This is a genomic window from Amycolatopsis iheyensis (assembly GCF_024703995.1).
Lineage (GTDB): Bacteria > Actinomycetota > Actinomycetes > Mycobacteriales > Pseudonocardiaceae > Amycolatopsis > Amycolatopsis iheyensis.
In genome coordinates this window covers 75,407-90,542 of sequence record NZ_JAMXQV010000007.1, presented here as the reverse complement: position 1 = coordinate 90,542, position 15,136 = coordinate 75,407, and the positions used below count along the sequence as shown (strand labels likewise).

Sequence of the window (15,136 nt, the reverse complement as noted above, 5' to 3'; positions counted from 1 at the left end):
TCCCGGGCCGTCAGCTTGCTGTCCTCCGTTGATGTCGCGCAATCGGCCGTTGGAGTTTCGGTAATCCGCATTTCTTGCACGTTCGATACACGCCGGGTTGCCAGACTCCGCCGGTCGAATCAGGGGTGAAGGAGAACCGGGTATGGGGTCCGACGTGTTGCCGTGTTACGTGGCATGCGACGTCTCGCTTTCGATGGCCGACCACATCGACGAGCTGAACCACGGGCTGCGCGAGTTCCGCGGCGCGGTGCACGCCGACGCGTCGATCGCCGACCGGGTGCTCTGCAGCCTGGTCGGGTTCGGCGACAAGCCGTACGTGGTGCACGGGCTGTACCTGACCGGGGAGGTCACCGACCTGCCCGCGCCGGGGCCGTGCGCGGGGACCAACTTCGGGCCGCTGTTCCCCTTCCTGCGCGACGTCATCGAGGAGGACGTCCGCCTGCTGGCGACGCACCGGGTGCGCGTGCTGCGGCCGATGGTGTTCTTCCTGTCCGACGGCCAGCCGACGGACCCGGTGACCTGGCCGGCGGCGTTCGCCGCGCTGACGGACCCGAGGTGGCGGCTCCGCCCCCGGGTCGTGACGTTCGGCGTCGGCGACGCCGACGAGGACGCGCTCGGGCGCATCGGCACGTTCCGCACCTACCTCGGCCGCGACGGCATCCGCATGGGCACGGCCTTGATCGCTTCGGTGATGCACGTTCTGTCCACTTCCGGTCCACCGGCCGACCGCACTCTGTCCTGAAGGGGGTGGCCATGGAAACGCACTGAAGGAGAGAACCGGTGAGTGGGCGCGCAGAGCTGGTCCAAGAGCTGAAGATCCTCCGCAAGGGACGCGGCCTGCTCGCGGGCCGGATCGAGGACCGCGTCGGCCCCTCCCTGCGTTCGGCGTGCGAGGTGGCGGACGACGACGGGCTCGTCGCGATCCGCCAGAAGGTCGCCGGGCGGCTGTCCGAACTGGCGGAGCACCTGCCGGAGGACCTGCGCCTGGCGGCGTTGGCGGCCTTCGCCATCACGGCGGAGGCCCGCCAGCCGCTGTACCAGGACCGCGTCCTGTGGGCGGCCCGGCGCGTCGACCGGGACCCGCGCACGGTCCGCCGCCGCGTCGACGAGGCGATCGACCTGCTGGCGGAGCTGGCGACGGGCTCGTCGCCCGCCTCGTCGGCCGCGCAACCGGAGGCCCGCTGGCACACGGCGTCGCTTTCGGTGGCGCTCGTGCTCGACCAACCGCGGCCGGTGGTCCTCGAACACCGCCGGATCGTCGCCGACCAGGACGGCCTCCGGACCCTGGACCTGGCGGTGTCGCTGCCGGGCGGCCGCGACGGCCTGTCGGTGACCGTGTTGTACGGCGGCACGCTGCTGGACCGCGGGATGGAGGCGAGCGACCGCTGGGGCTACGCGCTGGAGCTGCCCCGGCCGCTGTCGCGCGGCGAGGCGTGGGAGGTTTCGATCCTGTTCGAGCCGGCGTCGGCGCTGCGGCCGCACATGGTGTGCGTGCCGCGCCACCCGTGCGAGCAGTTCGACCTGCGCGTCCGGTTCGCCGGGACACCGGAGGTCCGGGTCCTGGACGGCGCGTTCCAGCGGGACGTGTCGGACCCCGGCTACCGCGGCCGCGCGCACCAGATCGACTCGGCGGGGGAGGTGCACCTGCGCTTCCGCGGCCTCATGCCGGGGCTGGCGTACGGGGCCCGGTGGGCGGAGTGACCGGGCCTGGCTTCAGGAGTGCTTGTAGGCGTTGACGTCGACTGAGGGCTCGACACCGCCGAGGTGCTGCAGGACGGTCGCCGCGCCCGTGCAGTCGCTGTTGGCGTACCCGCGTTGCCGTTCGCGGCTGTTGTTGACCACGGAACGGGCCGCGAACGGCAACCGGACGCAGTGGCTGCCGGTCGCCCAGTCCGGGTCGAGCTGAACCTTCGTTCCCGCGAAGCCGGTGTCGCTCCAGAAGCACACGAACCCCGGTGCGCACGCCGGACTCGACGACGGTTTCGCCGCGCTCGCCGGCCCGAGCGGGTCACTCGACGCCCGCATCACGATGATCACGACGGCGAGGCAGGCCACCGCGCTGACCGCGGCCACGATGGCGACCCGCCGGCCGGAGACGGCCGCGCGCTGGGGCAACGGCTCGATCGACGGCGTCAACTGGCTCCGAACCGCGTCGAGCTCGTCGAACAGATCCGGCTGCCCGCAACCCCGCAGGTAGCAACGCAGCTGCTCGGCGGTGGGCAACAGCCCGTTCTCGATGTAGGACACCCGCTGCCGAGGCAGCGAGGCGTGCCCCACCGTCGAATGCCGCGCGACGGACGCCTGGGTCAACGACCCCCGAAGCCGGCGCAAGTGGCGCCCGAAATCTTCCGCGGTTGTGATGTCGTGCTCGTCGGCAAGCATCATGCCCTCCCCGGTCGATGCCTTCTGACCAGGCTAAAGCCGTGTCACCTTTGTCCGCGGACAGTTCCGGACACATCAGCCCATGGTGCGAGCACACACCACGTGCTGTGATCGAAACCGGCCGGCAAATGACCGGTCGATCCCCGTACGGCTGAGCCCGGAAATCCCGGGCGTCGCGCCGACGCCGTCCACCGGAAATCACCCGAAAGGAAGTCGAATGCGTTCAGGAAGCCGAATCGGCGCGATCGTCGCCGGAGCCGTTTCCCTGGCCTTGCTCGGCACCGGAGCCGCGTCCGCCGGGCAACTCGGGGGCTGCGATTCGTTCGGTTGCGGCGTGGTCGACAACGCGGTGAACCAGCCGGTGGAGATCTGCTTGAACTGGGGCAGTTCCACCTGCAAGCCAGGGCAGGCGAGCTACCTCGCGCCCGGTCACACCGCCGGTGGCAACGGCACCGACATCGACGGCTACTACGTTCCGGCCGGCCGGCGCTTCGCGATCTGGAACGGCCGGCCGCCCAACCAGATCTCCGACGTGGTCGACGCCGGCTGGCACCGGATCCACAACGGGACGTACATCAGCGTCCGCCGGGTCCTCCCGGCCTGACCCATCCACCGAAGAAAGGGAGAAACAAATGTACCGACTCCGATTCGCCGCAGCCGGCGCGGCGCTGGCCGCCGCGTCGCTCGGTGTGGCGACGCCGTCCGCCAGCGCCGGCACCGGCTCGCCCGCCACCGAATACATGACGTGGTACAACACCGCGACCAGCAGGCAGATCGCCGTGAGCCCCGGCCCGTGCCGGAACGTCGACGGAGGAACGCCGTACTGGAAGGTGATCAACAAGACGAGCCAGGGACAGATCGTCTGGCAGCTCCCCAACTGCCAGGGCGTCGGCGTGCGGCTGACACCCACCCTCGGCTCGTGGAAGGTCGAAGGCGGCGAGTGGCGCAGCTACAGCCACACGTGACGGGCGCGTGCTCGCCCAGGCCAGGGGGCTGGGCGAGCACGCGTTCAGTCCAGGAGCCGTTGTTCCTTCGCGACCGCCACGGCGCCGGCCCGCGTGTCGACGTCGAGCTTGCCGTAGATCCGGCCCAGGTGGGTCTTGACCGTCGCTTCGCTGATGAACAGCGCGCGGGCGATCTCGCGGTTGCCGAGGCCCTGGGCGAGCTGACGCAGGATGTCCCGCTCGCGGCTGGTGAGGGCGGGCCGCGGGGTGCGCAGCTGGGCCATCATCCGGTCGGCGACCGGCGGTGACACCGCGGTGCGCCCGGCCGCGGCGGCTTCGATCGCCGCGTACAGCTCGTTGGCGGATCCCGCCTTCAGGAGGTAGCCGGTGGCGCCGGCGGCGATGGCCCGGCTGATGTCGGCGTCGGTGTCGTAGGTCGTGAGGACCAGGACGTGCGGCGCGTCCGGGCCGCCGCGGATCCGCCGCGTCGCCTCGATCCCGTCGATGCCGGCGCCGAGCTGCAGGTCCATCAGGACGACGTCCGGCGCCGTGGCGGCCACGGTCGCGACGGCCTCCTCGCCGCTCGCCGTTTCCGCGACGACCTCGATGCCTTCGGCGCCGGCCAGCAGCGCACGCAGGCCGGCGCGCACGACGGCGTGGTCGTCGCAGACCAGCACGCGGATGTGGCTTTTCGGGGGTTCCGGGTGGCGGAGCCCCCGGCCCGGGACGGAGTCCCGGTTGTCACAGCTCATGGGGCGTCCTCCACCGGGATCGCGGCCGAGATGACCGTGCCCTGGCCGGGCGCGGATTCGACGGTCAGCCTGCCACCGAGCTGCGTCGCCCTCACCCGCATGGCCGGGAGGCCGTGACCGCGGTCGTTCCGGGGTTCCGCTTCGGTGAACCCGCGGCCGTCGTCGGCGACGTCCAGGACGACCTGGTCGTCGAGGTAGGTGAGGGTGAGGACGGCGCGGCCGGCGTCGGCGTGCTCGAGGGCGTTGGCCAGCGCGCCCTGCGCGATCCGGACCAAAGTGGACTGGACGCGCTCGGGCAGCGCTCTCGGCACGCCGTCGACGCGCACTTCCACCGGCAGCCCGGCCTGCCTCGCGGCCACGGCGTCGAGCGCCTCTTCGAGCGTGGCGTCGGCGAGGTCGGCGGGCGCGAGGTCCTGCACGAGCCGTCGCGCTTCCGAGAGGTTCCCGGCGCCGATGCGCTGCGCGGCCTTGACGTGCTCGCGCGCCAGCTCCGGCCGGTCCCAGGCCTGGTCGGCGGCCTGCAGGAGCATCGCCTGGCTGGACAGACCCTGCGCGAGCGCGTCGTGGATCTCCCGGGACACCCGGTGTCGCTCGGCCAGCACGCCGGCGCGCCGCTCGGACTCCTTCAGGCGCTCGGCCTGGCGGCGCAGGAAGAGGATGACGGCGGCGGTGACCACGGCGATGGCGATCGGCACGATGGTGAGGTTCGGGTCGAAGCCGTCGGCCAGCCGGTTCTGCGAGACGACGACGAGCGCGGTGACGACGGCGACCAGGGCGAGGGCGGGGCGGGTCGGCAGGGTGCGCAGGCCGGTGACGAACAGCGGGATCGCCGACCAGGCGAAGCTGGGGGCGAGCAGGACCAGGACCACCCAGAGGGCCAGGACGAGCCAGAGCAGCTTTCTGATCTTGATGCTCACGCCGTAGGCGACGACGAGGGCCGCGGTCAGCCCGATCACCCAGAGCGTGCTTTCGTGGCGCGTCAGGTACCGGACGGCGGAGCCGAGCACGAGCAGGAAGAAGGCCGAGTGCATGACGGCGGCCAGCCATCGCGCGTCGTCCATGCTTGCTCCTTCCGCTCTCTGACCAGCGTCGACGGGGCTCCGGCGCCGCGCATCAGCCGATCGGATGACCCGGTTGTCCGCCGGGACGACGACCGGATCGGCCCCGCGGCGGGATGAAGCTTGAGTCAGCCAACCCCGTCTTGAGGAGTCTCACATGATCTCGACCCGCACCCGCATCGCCGCCGCGATCGCCGGCCTCGCCGCGGTCACGGCGGTCGCCGTCCCGGCCGCCGCTTCGTCCGGCCGCCTCGTGCAGACGTCGCACCTGTCGATCGCCGCCGCGCAGAAGGCGGCGTCCGCGGCCCTGGACGCGGCGACGAAGGCGGGCCAGCACGTGTCGGTGGCGGTGGTGGACCGCGACGGAAACACGGTGGTGACCCTGCGCGGCGACGGCGCCGGGCCGCAGTCGTACAGCTCGGCGGAGCAGAAGGCGTTCACGGCGGTGTCGTGGAACGCGAAGACGTCGGAGCTGGTGGGCCGCCTCCAGCAGAACCCGACCCTGAAGGACATCGACGGCACGCTGTTCCTGGCCGGCGCGGTGCCGTTCGCGGCCGGTTCGACCCCGATCGCGGCGGTGGGTGTGGCGGGCGCGCCGTCGGGGGCCCAGGACGAGTCGTTCGCCCAGGTCGGCGTGGACGCGCTGGGCAAGTAACGTGTCACCGGTGTTGATCAGCGACGTCCGCCCCTGGGGCGGCCCCCGCAGCGATGTGGTGCTGGACGGTTCTCGAATCGCTTCGATCCGGCCGCATTCACCTTCTGCTGCTCCTTCGCTCGACGGCCGCGGTCGCCTGCTGTTCCCAGCGTTCAGCGACGTCCACGTGCATCTCGATTCGACGCGCATCGGCCTCCCGTTCCGCCCCCACACGGGCGGTCCGGGGGTGGTGGCGATGATGGAGAACGACCGCGCCAACTGGCGGTCCGCGGAGGTGCCTTTGGTTACCCGAGTGGCGGACACCCTGTCCCGGATGATCGCCCACGGGACAACCCGGGTACGCAGTTACGCCCAGGTGGACCTGGACTGTGGTCTGGAAAAGCTGGAAGCGGTCTTGGCGGCGCGGGAGAAGTTCTCGGCTCAGGCCGAGGTCCAGGTGATGGCGTTCGCCCAGGCGGGAATCCTTCGCGAGCCAGGCACGTACGACGTGCTGGACGCGGCAATGCGTTCGGGCGCAACGGTGATCGGCGGCATCGACCCGTGCACGCTCGATCGAGACCCCAAGGGACACCTGGACGCGGTGTTCGCACTGGCGGAGAAACACCAGGCGGAGATCGACATCCACCTGCACGAGCCGGGGCACCTGGGTTTGTTCTCGACGGATCTGGTGATCGAGCGGGTGCGGGCGTTGGACATGCGGGGCAGGGTGACGATGTCGCATGCGTATGACTTGGGGTCGATCTCGGAGTCGGTGAGTCGCCGGGTCATCGACGACTTCGCTGCATTGGACATCGCGATGACTACTGTTGCGCCCTCTGCTGCTGGCCAGTTGTCCCTTCTGGACTTGGTTTCGGCCGGCGTCCGGGTGGGCTTGGGCGAGGACGGGCAGCGCGATTATTGGAGCCCGTACGGCAATTGCGACCTGCTGGACCGGACTTGGCAGCTGGCCTTCACACGCGGCTTTCGGCTGGACTCGCACATCGAGCTGGCTTTGGCGGTGGCCACGATGGGCGGGGCGTCGATCATGAGCCACTCGGTGCCGCGGTTGTCCGGCGTCTCGGACCGCCCGGGTTTGGCGGTGGGCGACCGCGCGGACCTGGTGCTGGTGGACGGCGAGACCCCGACCAGCGCGGTGATGGACCGAGGTCGCGATCGAACGGTGCTGCACAACGGAGTGGTGGTGGCGGACGGCCTCGAGGTGGTGACACCCTGACGATCAGTCGGCCGTCAGCAACTCGTAGCCGTCCCACGTGAATCGAGCGGTGGTGACGGCATCGTCCCCGTCGGAGCCGGTGATCAGCTGATGGATGCCGATGCCACTCAGCTCCGAGTAGACACACCATTCGTGGTCCGACGTCAGTATGAGGTCAAGGTCAAGCGCCGACAGCAGGGCGAAAACCTGCCCTCGGTTCGTGCCGTCGACCCCCACGAACACCTCATCGAGCAGGATGACGCGCGGCGCCTCGGGCGCAGCCTGGTAGTGCGCGGCGACAGCGGCGAAGAGAGGGAGATGGAGCGCGATCGCCTTTTCGCCACCGGAAAGCGCACCGTGCAGCTTGCGCGTCAACAGCTTCCAGCCCTCGCCGTTGTCCCGGTCGACCTTGACCACGAACTGGTGCCAAGCCGTGTAGTCGAAGACTTGGGCGAGCTGCTGCTCCCAGCTCGTCGCGGTGTCGTCCGCCTTGGCCTGTTCAATGCGGTCCCGGAAGAACCGGTGCAGCGACTCCCGTTCCGAATCGTTCAACCCGGCCGGGTCTTTGAGCAGGAGGTCGCGGGCCGCTTTTGTGCCGGTCGGCAGGTCCGGTGCCACTTGCCACACCAGGCGGACCGCGACCTTGGAAGCCGTCCGCACGCGTTCCAGCCGGGCGTTCATGCCGTCGACGAGCTCGTTCGCCTGCCTGATCCGCGCGGCCAGGTGCCGCCGGGTGTCCCCGGTCAGGGTCTGGTCGAAGAGCTGCCGCTCGCGTTCGGTGATCTCGTCACGGCTCTGATCGGCTTCCGTCCGGAGGATGTTCAACAGCTCCGTGGCACCGATGCGGACACCGTCCACGACCGCGGTGAAGACCTGCACGTCGTCGTCCGTCTCGAGGTCGAGGTCCGCTCGCGACTTCAAGGTTTCGCGACAGGAGTGCACGGACTCGGCGAGCCGGTGCAACGCATCACCGATGTTCGCTGGCGAGTGGGGGACGGCCGGCCAGGCCGCCGCGACCAGGCGGGCGGCTTCCAACGCGGCACGAACGCCCTCTGATGCGGAAAGAGTTGCGTCGAACGCGGCCAGGTCGATCCCGCTGTCCGCGGGGAACACACCGGTTGCGAGCCGCCGGAATCGGTGCGCCGTGGCGTCGCGATGGGTGCCGGCCAGCGTGTGGGCTTTGGCATCGGTTTCGCGCTGCACCTTCAGCCCGCCGAGTTCCTCGGCGAGCTGATTGACCAGGCGCCTGGCCGAGCGCTCCTCCTTGTGCAGCCGTTCTTCTTTCGTTCGCAGGCCGTCGATTTCCGCCAGGACTTCGCGGTAATCGACGCCGAAAGTGCTGTCGACCGCTTCGAGCGTGGCGGCCAGCCGCTCGTGTTCGGAAGCTGCTTGCGCCGCTTCCTCCTCACGCTCGGTTGCGATCTCTGCCGAACGCCGGGCCTGCTCGGTCGCCGAGTCGGCGACCTGCCGGAACCGGACCAGCTCACCGTGCGCTTGCAGCCAGCCTTCGGCCCGGTCGTGGAATGAGCCAACGGCCGTGGCCAGGGTCGCCAGACCGGTCCGCTCGGTCGGAACGCCGTGCTCCGCGGCGATGCGGGTCAGCTCGTGGAGCGCCTGAGCCACTTCCCGGTCCCGCACGGTGACATCGCCGACTCGATCACGGACGTACTGCTCGGCCACCGCACGCTGCGACTCGAGTCGCACCACGGTTTCGGTCGCGACGTTCACCTCGGCATGGCCGGGGCGGGCGGCCCGTTCGTGTGCGATCACTTCCCGGCGCGTCCGCAGCGCAGTCAGTTCTTCGCCGAGGGAGGCCAAGATGGCGTTGTGTTCCGCGACCGAGGTCGTCAGTTCGTCGATACGACGTTGCCGAGCGCGTTGACGTGCGAGTGTGCCGACGTAGGAAGCGTGCTCCTTCTCCCAGCTTCCACTGAGGGAGCCCAGCCGCCACGAGCCGTCGGCACCGATTGCCGCGGACGCGTCCACGGGCAGTTCGTCACCGAAGGCGATCGACCTCAGCAGCCGTTCGACGACCGCGGGCTCGACACCACCGTCGCGTTCGGCGACCAGGACATCGCCGAGTGACCGCCCGGAAGCCGCCGGCAACGCGTCCGGGTCCGCGAAGACGTCGTGGCCGGCTACCTCACCGCGCGGCCCGATCCATGCGTCCAGCAGCCCGCTGGCTTCGAGCGCGGCCTCGACCCCGGCAGCCGTGCGTGAAGGCGTCGCGTCAGCAAAGTCGACAAGGCGCCACAACGGCGCGCCGGCCATGGTGGCGCGGTCGGTCGTCCGCGTCAGGGGTACACCCGGTGGCACGTCCTGCTCCGTGCGAAGCCGCTCGAGAGCTTCGACCAGCTTGTCGCGCTCGCGCCGAGTCGTGGCGAGCGCCGCGTCGGCCGTCGTCTCCTGGCGGGTGATGTCCTCCAGAACCGGTGTCACAGCGGCGTCGACGGCCGCCAGCACGGCCGGCTCCGACTCCAAGACGGCCAGCAGGCTTTCAGGTTCCGGGAACTTCAGCTCGCCACAGCCGACCATCCAGACCCGCAGCTCATCGCTCAACGTGGCCAGGGCGGTTTCGCGGACAGTGACTGCCGCCGCGAGCTTCTCCTGCGCCTCGGAAAGCTTGGTTCTGGCCGTCTCCAGGTCAGTCTCGGCTTGTGTGCGCCGGTCCACGGCACGTTCATGCCCCTCGAGGGCTTTCTCCGTTGCCCTGAGTTGTTCTCGCCTGCTTCGCACCGCCCCGGTGAGCAACGCGCGAGCGGCGCTTGTTTCGGCTTCAAGCCGAGACGAAACCTCTTCGTGCACGCTCACCAACCCGGCACGTGCCGCGGCGTTGCGTGTCTCCAGCTCTTGGCCGCGAACGGCTTCCGTCTGCTGGGCAACGGTCTGTGCGGCCGCCTGCCGAGCCTTTTCGTCTTCCGCCGCCGCGGATCGTTTGTTCGCCGCATCCCGGCCGAGGCCATCGGCCCTGGATCGTGCGGTTGCCGTCCGGCTGCGCAACCGGTCCAGCTCTTGCCCTTGTTTGTACTCCTCGCTCTCCATGAGCCCGGTCTTGCGTGCTTCGGTGGTGTTGATCTCCGCGGCCAGGGACTCGGCTCGTTGCTCGGCCTCTGCCTTCCGCGCCGCGGTGGCGTCGTGGCGCTCGATCGAGTCCCGGGCGGCCTTGGCCAAGTGGTCCAACTCGGTGGTCGCCGAGATCAGGTCCGCGGCGCGGGACCGCAACACCCGCCGGGCATAGGTTTGCTGACGGGCGGCCAGGGTCCTGGTCGCCTGGACTTCTTCCTCGAGAGTCTTGAGCCGGTCTCGCTGCGCGTCGAGCCGCTCGAAACCTTCGGCGAGGTCGGCGATTTCTTGCTGCCCCAGCGGAGGCAACGCGCGCGACAGCAAACTCGACAGCATGGCGGGGTCCAGCCGCTGCGACAGCTTCGGCATGCGCAGCTGGAGCAGGGCCATGATCAGGGCCTCGAAGCGCTGTTCGGTCAACCCGGGGAACAGCGTTGCCCGAACGTCGGCGCGGTAGTCGCTCGCGTTCGCATGGACCACGCCGTGGGCACCGAGGCGTTCTTCCAGCACACTCCTGGTCAGTGGCTGCCCCGCTTCGTTGACGAGGGACAGCTCGTCCGGGCCGATGCGAAGGCCGGTGGTGAAGTAGTCGGGGTGCACGGTCGTGGTGTGCGAACTCGCCTGCAACCGGGCGCCGCAGGTGAACCACCGGTCCGGTTCTCCGGGGAACCGGAACTCGAGCCAGACGTAGCCGACCCTGGTGGTGCCGGTGGTGCCTTCCCCCATCAGGTTCCAGTGCATGGTGCGCTCGCTGGTGCCGAACGTCGAGAGCCGGTTGGCGCGCAGGCTCGCGTCGAACAGGAACGGCAGCAGGAGTTCCAACGCCTTCGACTTCCCGCTCCCATTGGGGCCGCGCAGCAGCAACCGCCCTTCGTGGAAGTCGAACACCTCGTCGTAGTAGCGCCAGACGTTGAGGATCCCGGCGCGGCTCGGCACCCAGCGTGCCGGCTTCGTCGCGGAGTCCGCCACGGTGTGGTGGGGGAGTTCGGTCACCGTCACGACGTGCCCTCTCCGGATTCGGTGGTCCGGGCGTCACCCACGGCGTAGCGCGCCGCTGCCGGCAGCGGCCGGACCAGACCGCCTTCCTGCTGGGCAAGGCCGAACGAAGTGAGGACTGCGATGGCGTCGGAAGCGAGCTGGCGCGGACCGTCGCCGTCTCGGTAGGTCTTCGCCCAGCGCGGGAAGCGGTCGAGCAGTCCGGCAGCCGCGATCTCCAGCTGTTCCACGGTGGCCGGCCCGGTCAGCGATTCGAGCAACAGCAACGCGGCCACCTTGGCGCTGCTCGCGTCATCGGGGAAGCGACTGTCGGATGCGATCCCGTCCGAGTCGACGAAGAGGATTCCTTCGGCTCGTTCTTCCAGGACGAAACCCGCTTGGTCCGCGGCACGGCGCAGCAACTGCCGCCCGGTCGGTGAGGACAGGTAAGCGATTTCGTCGGCTCTGAGGTCGTCGATGTAGAGCACCGGATCGTCAACGAGCCGGCGGAACACCGAATGTCGCAACCACAGGTTCCGCTGGACGTCCGAGTGGGTGGCGGTTTCGTCATGGGCGCCCGAGGCCAAGCCGTAACGTCGTTCGCGTGAAACGGCGACGAGCAGCTCGTCGAAGCGCAGCGCCACGTCGTCGACCGGCACCGCCAGCTGCGACGCTCCGACGGGTGCGGCGAGGAGCCTGAGCAACAGGGTCGCGTCGATCCGGTACAGCACTTTCGCTTCCGCAGAGTCGACGAAGGCTTCGGTTGTCCCGTCGACGACCTCGACAACACCGTAGGACTCGAGCAAGCGCAGAACGTCCACGAACGCCATGCGTTCGCTTCGTTTCGCGGTGTCGAAGCCCGGCACCACGTCGTCGGCGGCCGTTGCCCGGCCGACCCGGTCGGCCAGCAGGCCGATCGTGGTCACCGGACCGGCGAGCAGTTCGGCCGCGACGACGCACAACAGGGCGTACCTGCGACGGTCGAACGCAGCACGTCCGGACCGTGGGCGCCGGGCGGGCCGGGTCGGGTCCGTGACGGTTCGCACTTTGACCAGCCGGGCGTAGCCGAGCCGTGGTTCGACGGTCAGGGACCATCCGCAGTAGTACTCGAACCACTGCCGGATCGGGTCCCGGCGCCGTCTCACCAGGTCGAAGCTTTCCGGCTGGCTTCGTTCGGTGATCAGCGGAGTTGCCAGCAGACGCCGGATGCCGTGCGCGACCTCTTCGCGCTCGGCGGTGACCAGCTGGTTGTCGAGCCTGGTCACGACCGGCCCCCGGCGGTTCGTCGCACGGGCCGCTGTCCGGCTGTCCTTACTTCGACCTCGTAGTCGGGCCCGCGGAACTCTCCACGCGGGGTGGTCAGCGTGGCTGTCGAGCCATCTCGCGGCACCCGGAGAACGATCTCGATTCGCCCGTCGGAGGTCATGCTCCGCCGGTCGCCACCGCGGCCGGGCGCGGCGCTGAGCGCACGCCCCAGCAGGTCGAGCAGCCGTTCGAAGACGCCGTGGTCGAGGGGACCGAACGAGGACAGCCGAACGGCGCCGCCGGTGTCCAGCATGTCCCAAGCGGCTTCCAGCTCTGCTCGCTCCGCGCGTGCTTGCTCTTCTCGCGCCGCGCGGACGGCTGCGACGTCGCGCACCTTCCCGGTCCGGCTGAACCGCTCGGTGCGTCCGCTGGTCCTGAGCAAAGGCGAGACTTCGACCGGCGGGGCGTCCGACCACGAGGCGGTCGAGCTGATCAGCTCGGGGTCGGAGTGAGCCAGGTGGGCGTGCCGAGCGGAGCTCAACCCGAAGACGGTCGACCACAGCCGATGGAGGTCGTCCTGAGCGGGGACCACGGTGAACCACCGGGCGAGCTCGCGGAAGTCGGAGACGGCGCTGCTCGCTCTCCGGCGCGACTCCGTGATCCGGTCCAGGACCTGGAGCAGGGTGATGATCGCTTTGCGCGCCACGATGTGCAGCTGTTCCACTCGTGGCTGGGCGCCGTCGGCCGGGAGGAACCACGCGCGCAAGCCTTCCCACTTCGCACGCCGATGGGCGAGCCACGCGGGTCCGGGGTCGCCGGCGGTGAGCTGCGGAAGATCGGCTCCGGTCAACGCGCGGAGTTGCATCAAACCCACGCCGTGGTCCTCGATCTCCTGGATCCGGGTCGCGATCGTGTGCACTCGGTGCTCGAGGTTGGCGAGGAACTCCTGGAGGTAGGCCACCGTGCTCGCCTTGACCTCGTGGAACGTCGTGAGGTTCGCGCCGTCGGCACGCAGGAGCCGCTGCAGCTCTCCGTTGAATTGTTTCGTGTTGCTGCGCAACGCTTCCAGGTGCGCCTCGAGTTCGAGCAACGCCGTGAAGATCCGCCGGTTGGTCCCGCGTTCCAGCTCCCGGACCAGATCCCCGAGCCGGTCGGCGATCGCGTCGAGCACCGCGGTCTGCAGCGCGCCGGTCGCGGCGAGGACGCTCATCGCGTGCACAACACCGGCGAACGCGGCTTCGCCTTGGCGTGTAAAGGAGTACTGCAGGTTGCGCCGCTCGTATTCACCCGCTGTCCGGTAGTTTTCGGAGTGGTTCTGGACGACGTCGACGAGGTTCCACTCGCAGAGCTGCTTCAAGCGCTTGGTCAGCTCTTCGTCATCGATCGCTTCGAGCCAGCCGGTGGAGCGCAGCCAGGCTCGGACGTCGTCGAGGCTCAGCGCGGTCTCGAGCCGTTCGTTCGCCTCGCCAAAGGCGTGCAGGATCGAGACGTCGAGCCCGGCCCGATCCCCGCTGGTGAAGCGGAACATTTCGGGCGGGACACGGATCGGATCCATGCTGCCTCCCGGTGGTCGATGACCAAGCTAACGGACAGCACCGACAATTTGCGGCGCGCTGGTTCGGTGACCACGGTTTGTCACGTTGTTGTCCGCCGGGCGATTTCATCCAGAAGGACCAGCGCCAGCCGCTCCTCCGGAACGGTCCGCCCGGTCTCGCTGAGTTTCTTGGCCAGGTCGGCGTCCCAAGGGGCTTCGGTGATCCGGCCGACCGGGGGGCCATCGGCCACGGCGGCCAGGTAGTCGGAACTGGTCATCCGCCACGGCAGAGCGCCGCACCTCGCGACGACGTTCGCGGCGATCCTGAGCCCTTCGCCGTCGAAGTCGCCGTGGTAGTACAGCGTCGAACCGGCCGCGCGCAACTGCTTGAGCAGCAGGATGCCGGCGCTGCTCGGCCAGCCCGAAGTACAGACGAGCGGTGGGCACCGCCGCCCGAACCGGTCGAGGGCCACGGCGAGCACGCTGGGGTTCTCGAAGATCCACACGTCCGGAGGAGTTCCGGTCAGTCGTGCGGTGGCTCGGAGCTGCTGCAGGGTCAGCGTCGCGGCCAACCCGGCGTCGGCACAGAGGGCGAGGATCCCGCCGGCTGCACCACCTTGTGCGCGTAGTCCGGCGGCCAGCACGGTTGACGAGAGCTGGTCGTCGGTGATCCCGGCACGTTCCCACAGGGCGCGTCGCTCCGGCGCATCGGCCGGGGTCGGGACGTCGTAGATGGCAACCAGAGCCTTCATGACAAGGCTCGTGCAGCGTCTGCCCTCATCGAGAGCGTGTGTGTCGCCGAGTACCTCATCGGCGAAGTTCGGGAGAGGGCGACCGGCGGCAGGTAACTCGGCGAGCACCTTGAGGACCTTGTCGAGCTCCGCCTTCGTGGTGGCGATCGATCCCGCGATGAGCCCGGCCCGCCGGACACCGGCCACCCAGTCGGTCAACACCGGCTGCGCCGCGACGACTGGGTGATCCGCGAGCCATGTCCACAGTTCCGTCCGCTGTTCGGCAGCTCGGCGACGCTCGGCTGCCCGGTCGCCGACCGGGCCGATCAGCTCCGTGACGATCTGGCGGGTGTCCCGGCCGGTGCGCTCCACCAGCACCTCATCGAGCTTCGTCAGGCTGATGTCGAAGTGCTCGCCTGGCAGCCGCGCGGAGCCGAGCAGATCCGCGAGGGCCGTTCGCTGGCGGAAGTCGAGCGGCCCCACCTTGACCCGGCTGACCGGCTTACCGGTCGACAGCCGCGAGTGCGCGGCCTGCCAGAGTGGCATCAAGGCTGGCGACAGTTCCACGATGGTTCCAGGGTACGGAGTGGATCACCTCGGCGTGA

At 69.6% G+C, this 15,136-nt stretch carries 13 protein-coding genes; 6 read left to right on the top strand and 7 right to left on the bottom strand.

The window, feature by feature from the left end:
* Positions 1 to 142: 142 nt before the first annotated feature.
* Complete coding sequence (locus M8542_RS14850; protein WP_257920728.1) at positions 143 to 742, top strand: vWA domain-containing protein; 600 nt, start codon at positions 143 to 145, stop codon at positions 740 to 742.
* Positions 743 to 780: 38 nt separating this feature from the next.
* Positions 781 to 1,701, top strand: coding sequence for a hypothetical protein (locus M8542_RS14845; RefSeq protein WP_257920727.1), 921 nt, complete (start codon positions 781 to 783; stop codon positions 1,699 to 1,701).
* Positions 1,702 to 1,713: 12 nt separating this feature from the next.
* On the opposite strand, the gene M8542_RS14840 is transcribed toward M8542_RS14845, so the two are convergent.
* Positions 1,714 to 2,310, bottom strand: a complete 597-nt coding sequence (locus M8542_RS14840) for a peptidase inhibitor family I36 protein (RefSeq protein WP_257920726.1) — start codon at positions 2,308 to 2,310, stop codon at positions 1,714 to 1,716.
* A 289-nt stretch (positions 2,311 to 2,599) separates the two neighbouring features.
* Between M8542_RS14840 and M8542_RS14835 the strand changes: the two genes are divergently transcribed.
* Entirely contained in the window at positions 2,600 to 2,986 is a 387-nt protein-coding gene (locus M8542_RS14835) for a hypothetical protein (protein WP_257920725.1), read from the top strand.
* A 28-nt stretch (positions 2,987 to 3,014) separates the two neighbouring features.
* Positions 3,015 to 3,347, top strand: coding sequence for a hypothetical protein (locus M8542_RS14830; RefSeq protein ID WP_257920724.1), 333 nt, complete (start codon positions 3,015 to 3,017; stop codon positions 3,345 to 3,347).
* A 44-nt stretch (positions 3,348 to 3,391) separates the two neighbouring features.
* Here M8542_RS14830 and M8542_RS14825 read toward each other — a convergent pair whose 3' ends face one another.
* Together M8542_RS14825 and M8542_RS14820 are read right to left on the bottom strand one after the other, a co-directional pair.
* On the bottom strand, positions 3,392 to 4,078 hold the full coding sequence (locus tag M8542_RS14825; RefSeq protein ID WP_257920723.1) for a response regulator: 687 nt from the start codon (positions 4,076 to 4,078) through the stop codon (positions 3,392 to 3,394).
* The gene (locus tag M8542_RS14820; RefSeq protein ID WP_257920722.1) at positions 4,075 to 5,139 is read right to left on the bottom strand and encodes a sensor histidine kinase; all 1,065 of its coding nucleotides are present in this window, start codon (positions 5,137 to 5,139) and stop codon (positions 4,075 to 4,077) included. Before M8542_RS14820 ends, M8542_RS14825 begins: the two co-directional genes overlap by 4 nt.
* 154 nt (positions 5,140 to 5,293) lie before the next feature.
* Between M8542_RS14820 and M8542_RS14815 the strand changes: the two genes are divergently transcribed.
* On the top strand, positions 5,294 to 5,791 hold the full coding sequence (locus tag M8542_RS14815; RefSeq protein WP_257920721.1) for a GlcG/HbpS family heme-binding protein: 498 nt from the start codon (positions 5,294 to 5,296) through the stop codon (positions 5,789 to 5,791).
* 10 nt (positions 5,792 to 5,801) lie between these two features.
* Positions 5,802 to 7,004 (top strand): amidohydrolase family protein, encoded by a 1,203-nt coding sequence (locus tag M8542_RS14810; RefSeq protein WP_257920720.1) that lies wholly within the window; start codon positions 5,802 to 5,804, stop codon positions 7,002 to 7,004.
* A 3-nt stretch (positions 7,005 to 7,007) separates the two neighbouring features.
* On the opposite strand, the gene M8542_RS14805 is transcribed toward M8542_RS14810, so the two are convergent.
* From M8542_RS14805 to M8542_RS14790, 4 genes are all read right to left on the bottom strand, one after another.
* Positions 7,008 to 11,045 carry a TIGR02680 family protein gene (locus tag M8542_RS14805; RefSeq protein ID WP_257920719.1) on the bottom strand — a complete coding sequence of 1,346 codons (4,038 nt, stop codon included), beginning with the start codon at positions 11,043 to 11,045 and terminating at the stop codon, positions 7,008 to 7,010.
* Complete coding sequence (locus tag M8542_RS14800; RefSeq protein ID WP_257920718.1) at positions 11,042 to 12,286, bottom strand: TIGR02678 family protein; 1,245 nt, start codon at positions 12,284 to 12,286, stop codon at positions 11,042 to 11,044. The genes M8542_RS14805 and M8542_RS14800 overlap by 4 nt, the downstream gene beginning before the upstream one ends.
* A complete protein-coding gene (locus tag M8542_RS14795) occupies positions 12,283 to 13,821 on the bottom strand; it encodes a TIGR02677 family protein (RefSeq protein WP_257920717.1) in 1,539 nt (512 codons plus the stop codon). The genes M8542_RS14800 and M8542_RS14795 overlap by 4 nt, the downstream gene beginning before the upstream one ends.
* A gap of 80 nt (positions 13,822 to 13,901) precedes the next feature.
* Positions 13,902 to 15,098 (bottom strand): TIGR02679 family protein, encoded by a 1,197-nt coding sequence (locus M8542_RS14790; protein ID WP_257920716.1) that lies wholly within the window; start codon positions 15,096 to 15,098, stop codon positions 13,902 to 13,904.
* Positions 15,099 to 15,136 lie beyond the last annotated feature (38 nt).

What these genes read in the sequence shown, in the direction of transcription:
- M8542_RS14850 (WP_257920728.1), top strand. Translation starts at nt 143, where the DNA reads ATGGGGTCCGACGTGTTGCCGTGTTACGTGGCATGCGACGTCTCGCTT.
- M8542_RS14835 (WP_257920725.1), top strand. Translation starts at nt 2,600, where the DNA reads ATGCGTTCAGGAAGCCGAATCGGCGCGATCGTCGCCGGAGCCGTTTCC.
- M8542_RS14830 (WP_257920724.1), top strand. Translation starts at nt 3,015, where the DNA reads ATGTACCGACTCCGATTCGCCGCAGCCGGCGCGGCGCTGGCCGCCGCG.
- M8542_RS14825 (WP_257920723.1), bottom strand. Translation starts at nt 4,078, where the DNA reads ATGAGCTGTGACAACCGGGACTCCGTCCCGGGCCGGGGGCTCCGCCAC.
- M8542_RS14820 (WP_257920722.1), bottom strand. Translation starts at nt 5,139, where the DNA reads ATGGACGACGCGCGATGGCTGGCCGCCGTCATGCACTCGGCCTTCTTC.
- M8542_RS14815 (WP_257920721.1), top strand. Translation starts at nt 5,294, where the DNA reads ATGATCTCGACCCGCACCCGCATCGCCGCCGCGATCGCCGGCCTCGCC.
- M8542_RS14795 (WP_257920717.1), bottom strand. Translation starts at nt 13,821, where the DNA reads ATGGATCCGATCCGTGTCCCGCCCGAAATGTTCCGCTTCACCAGCGGG.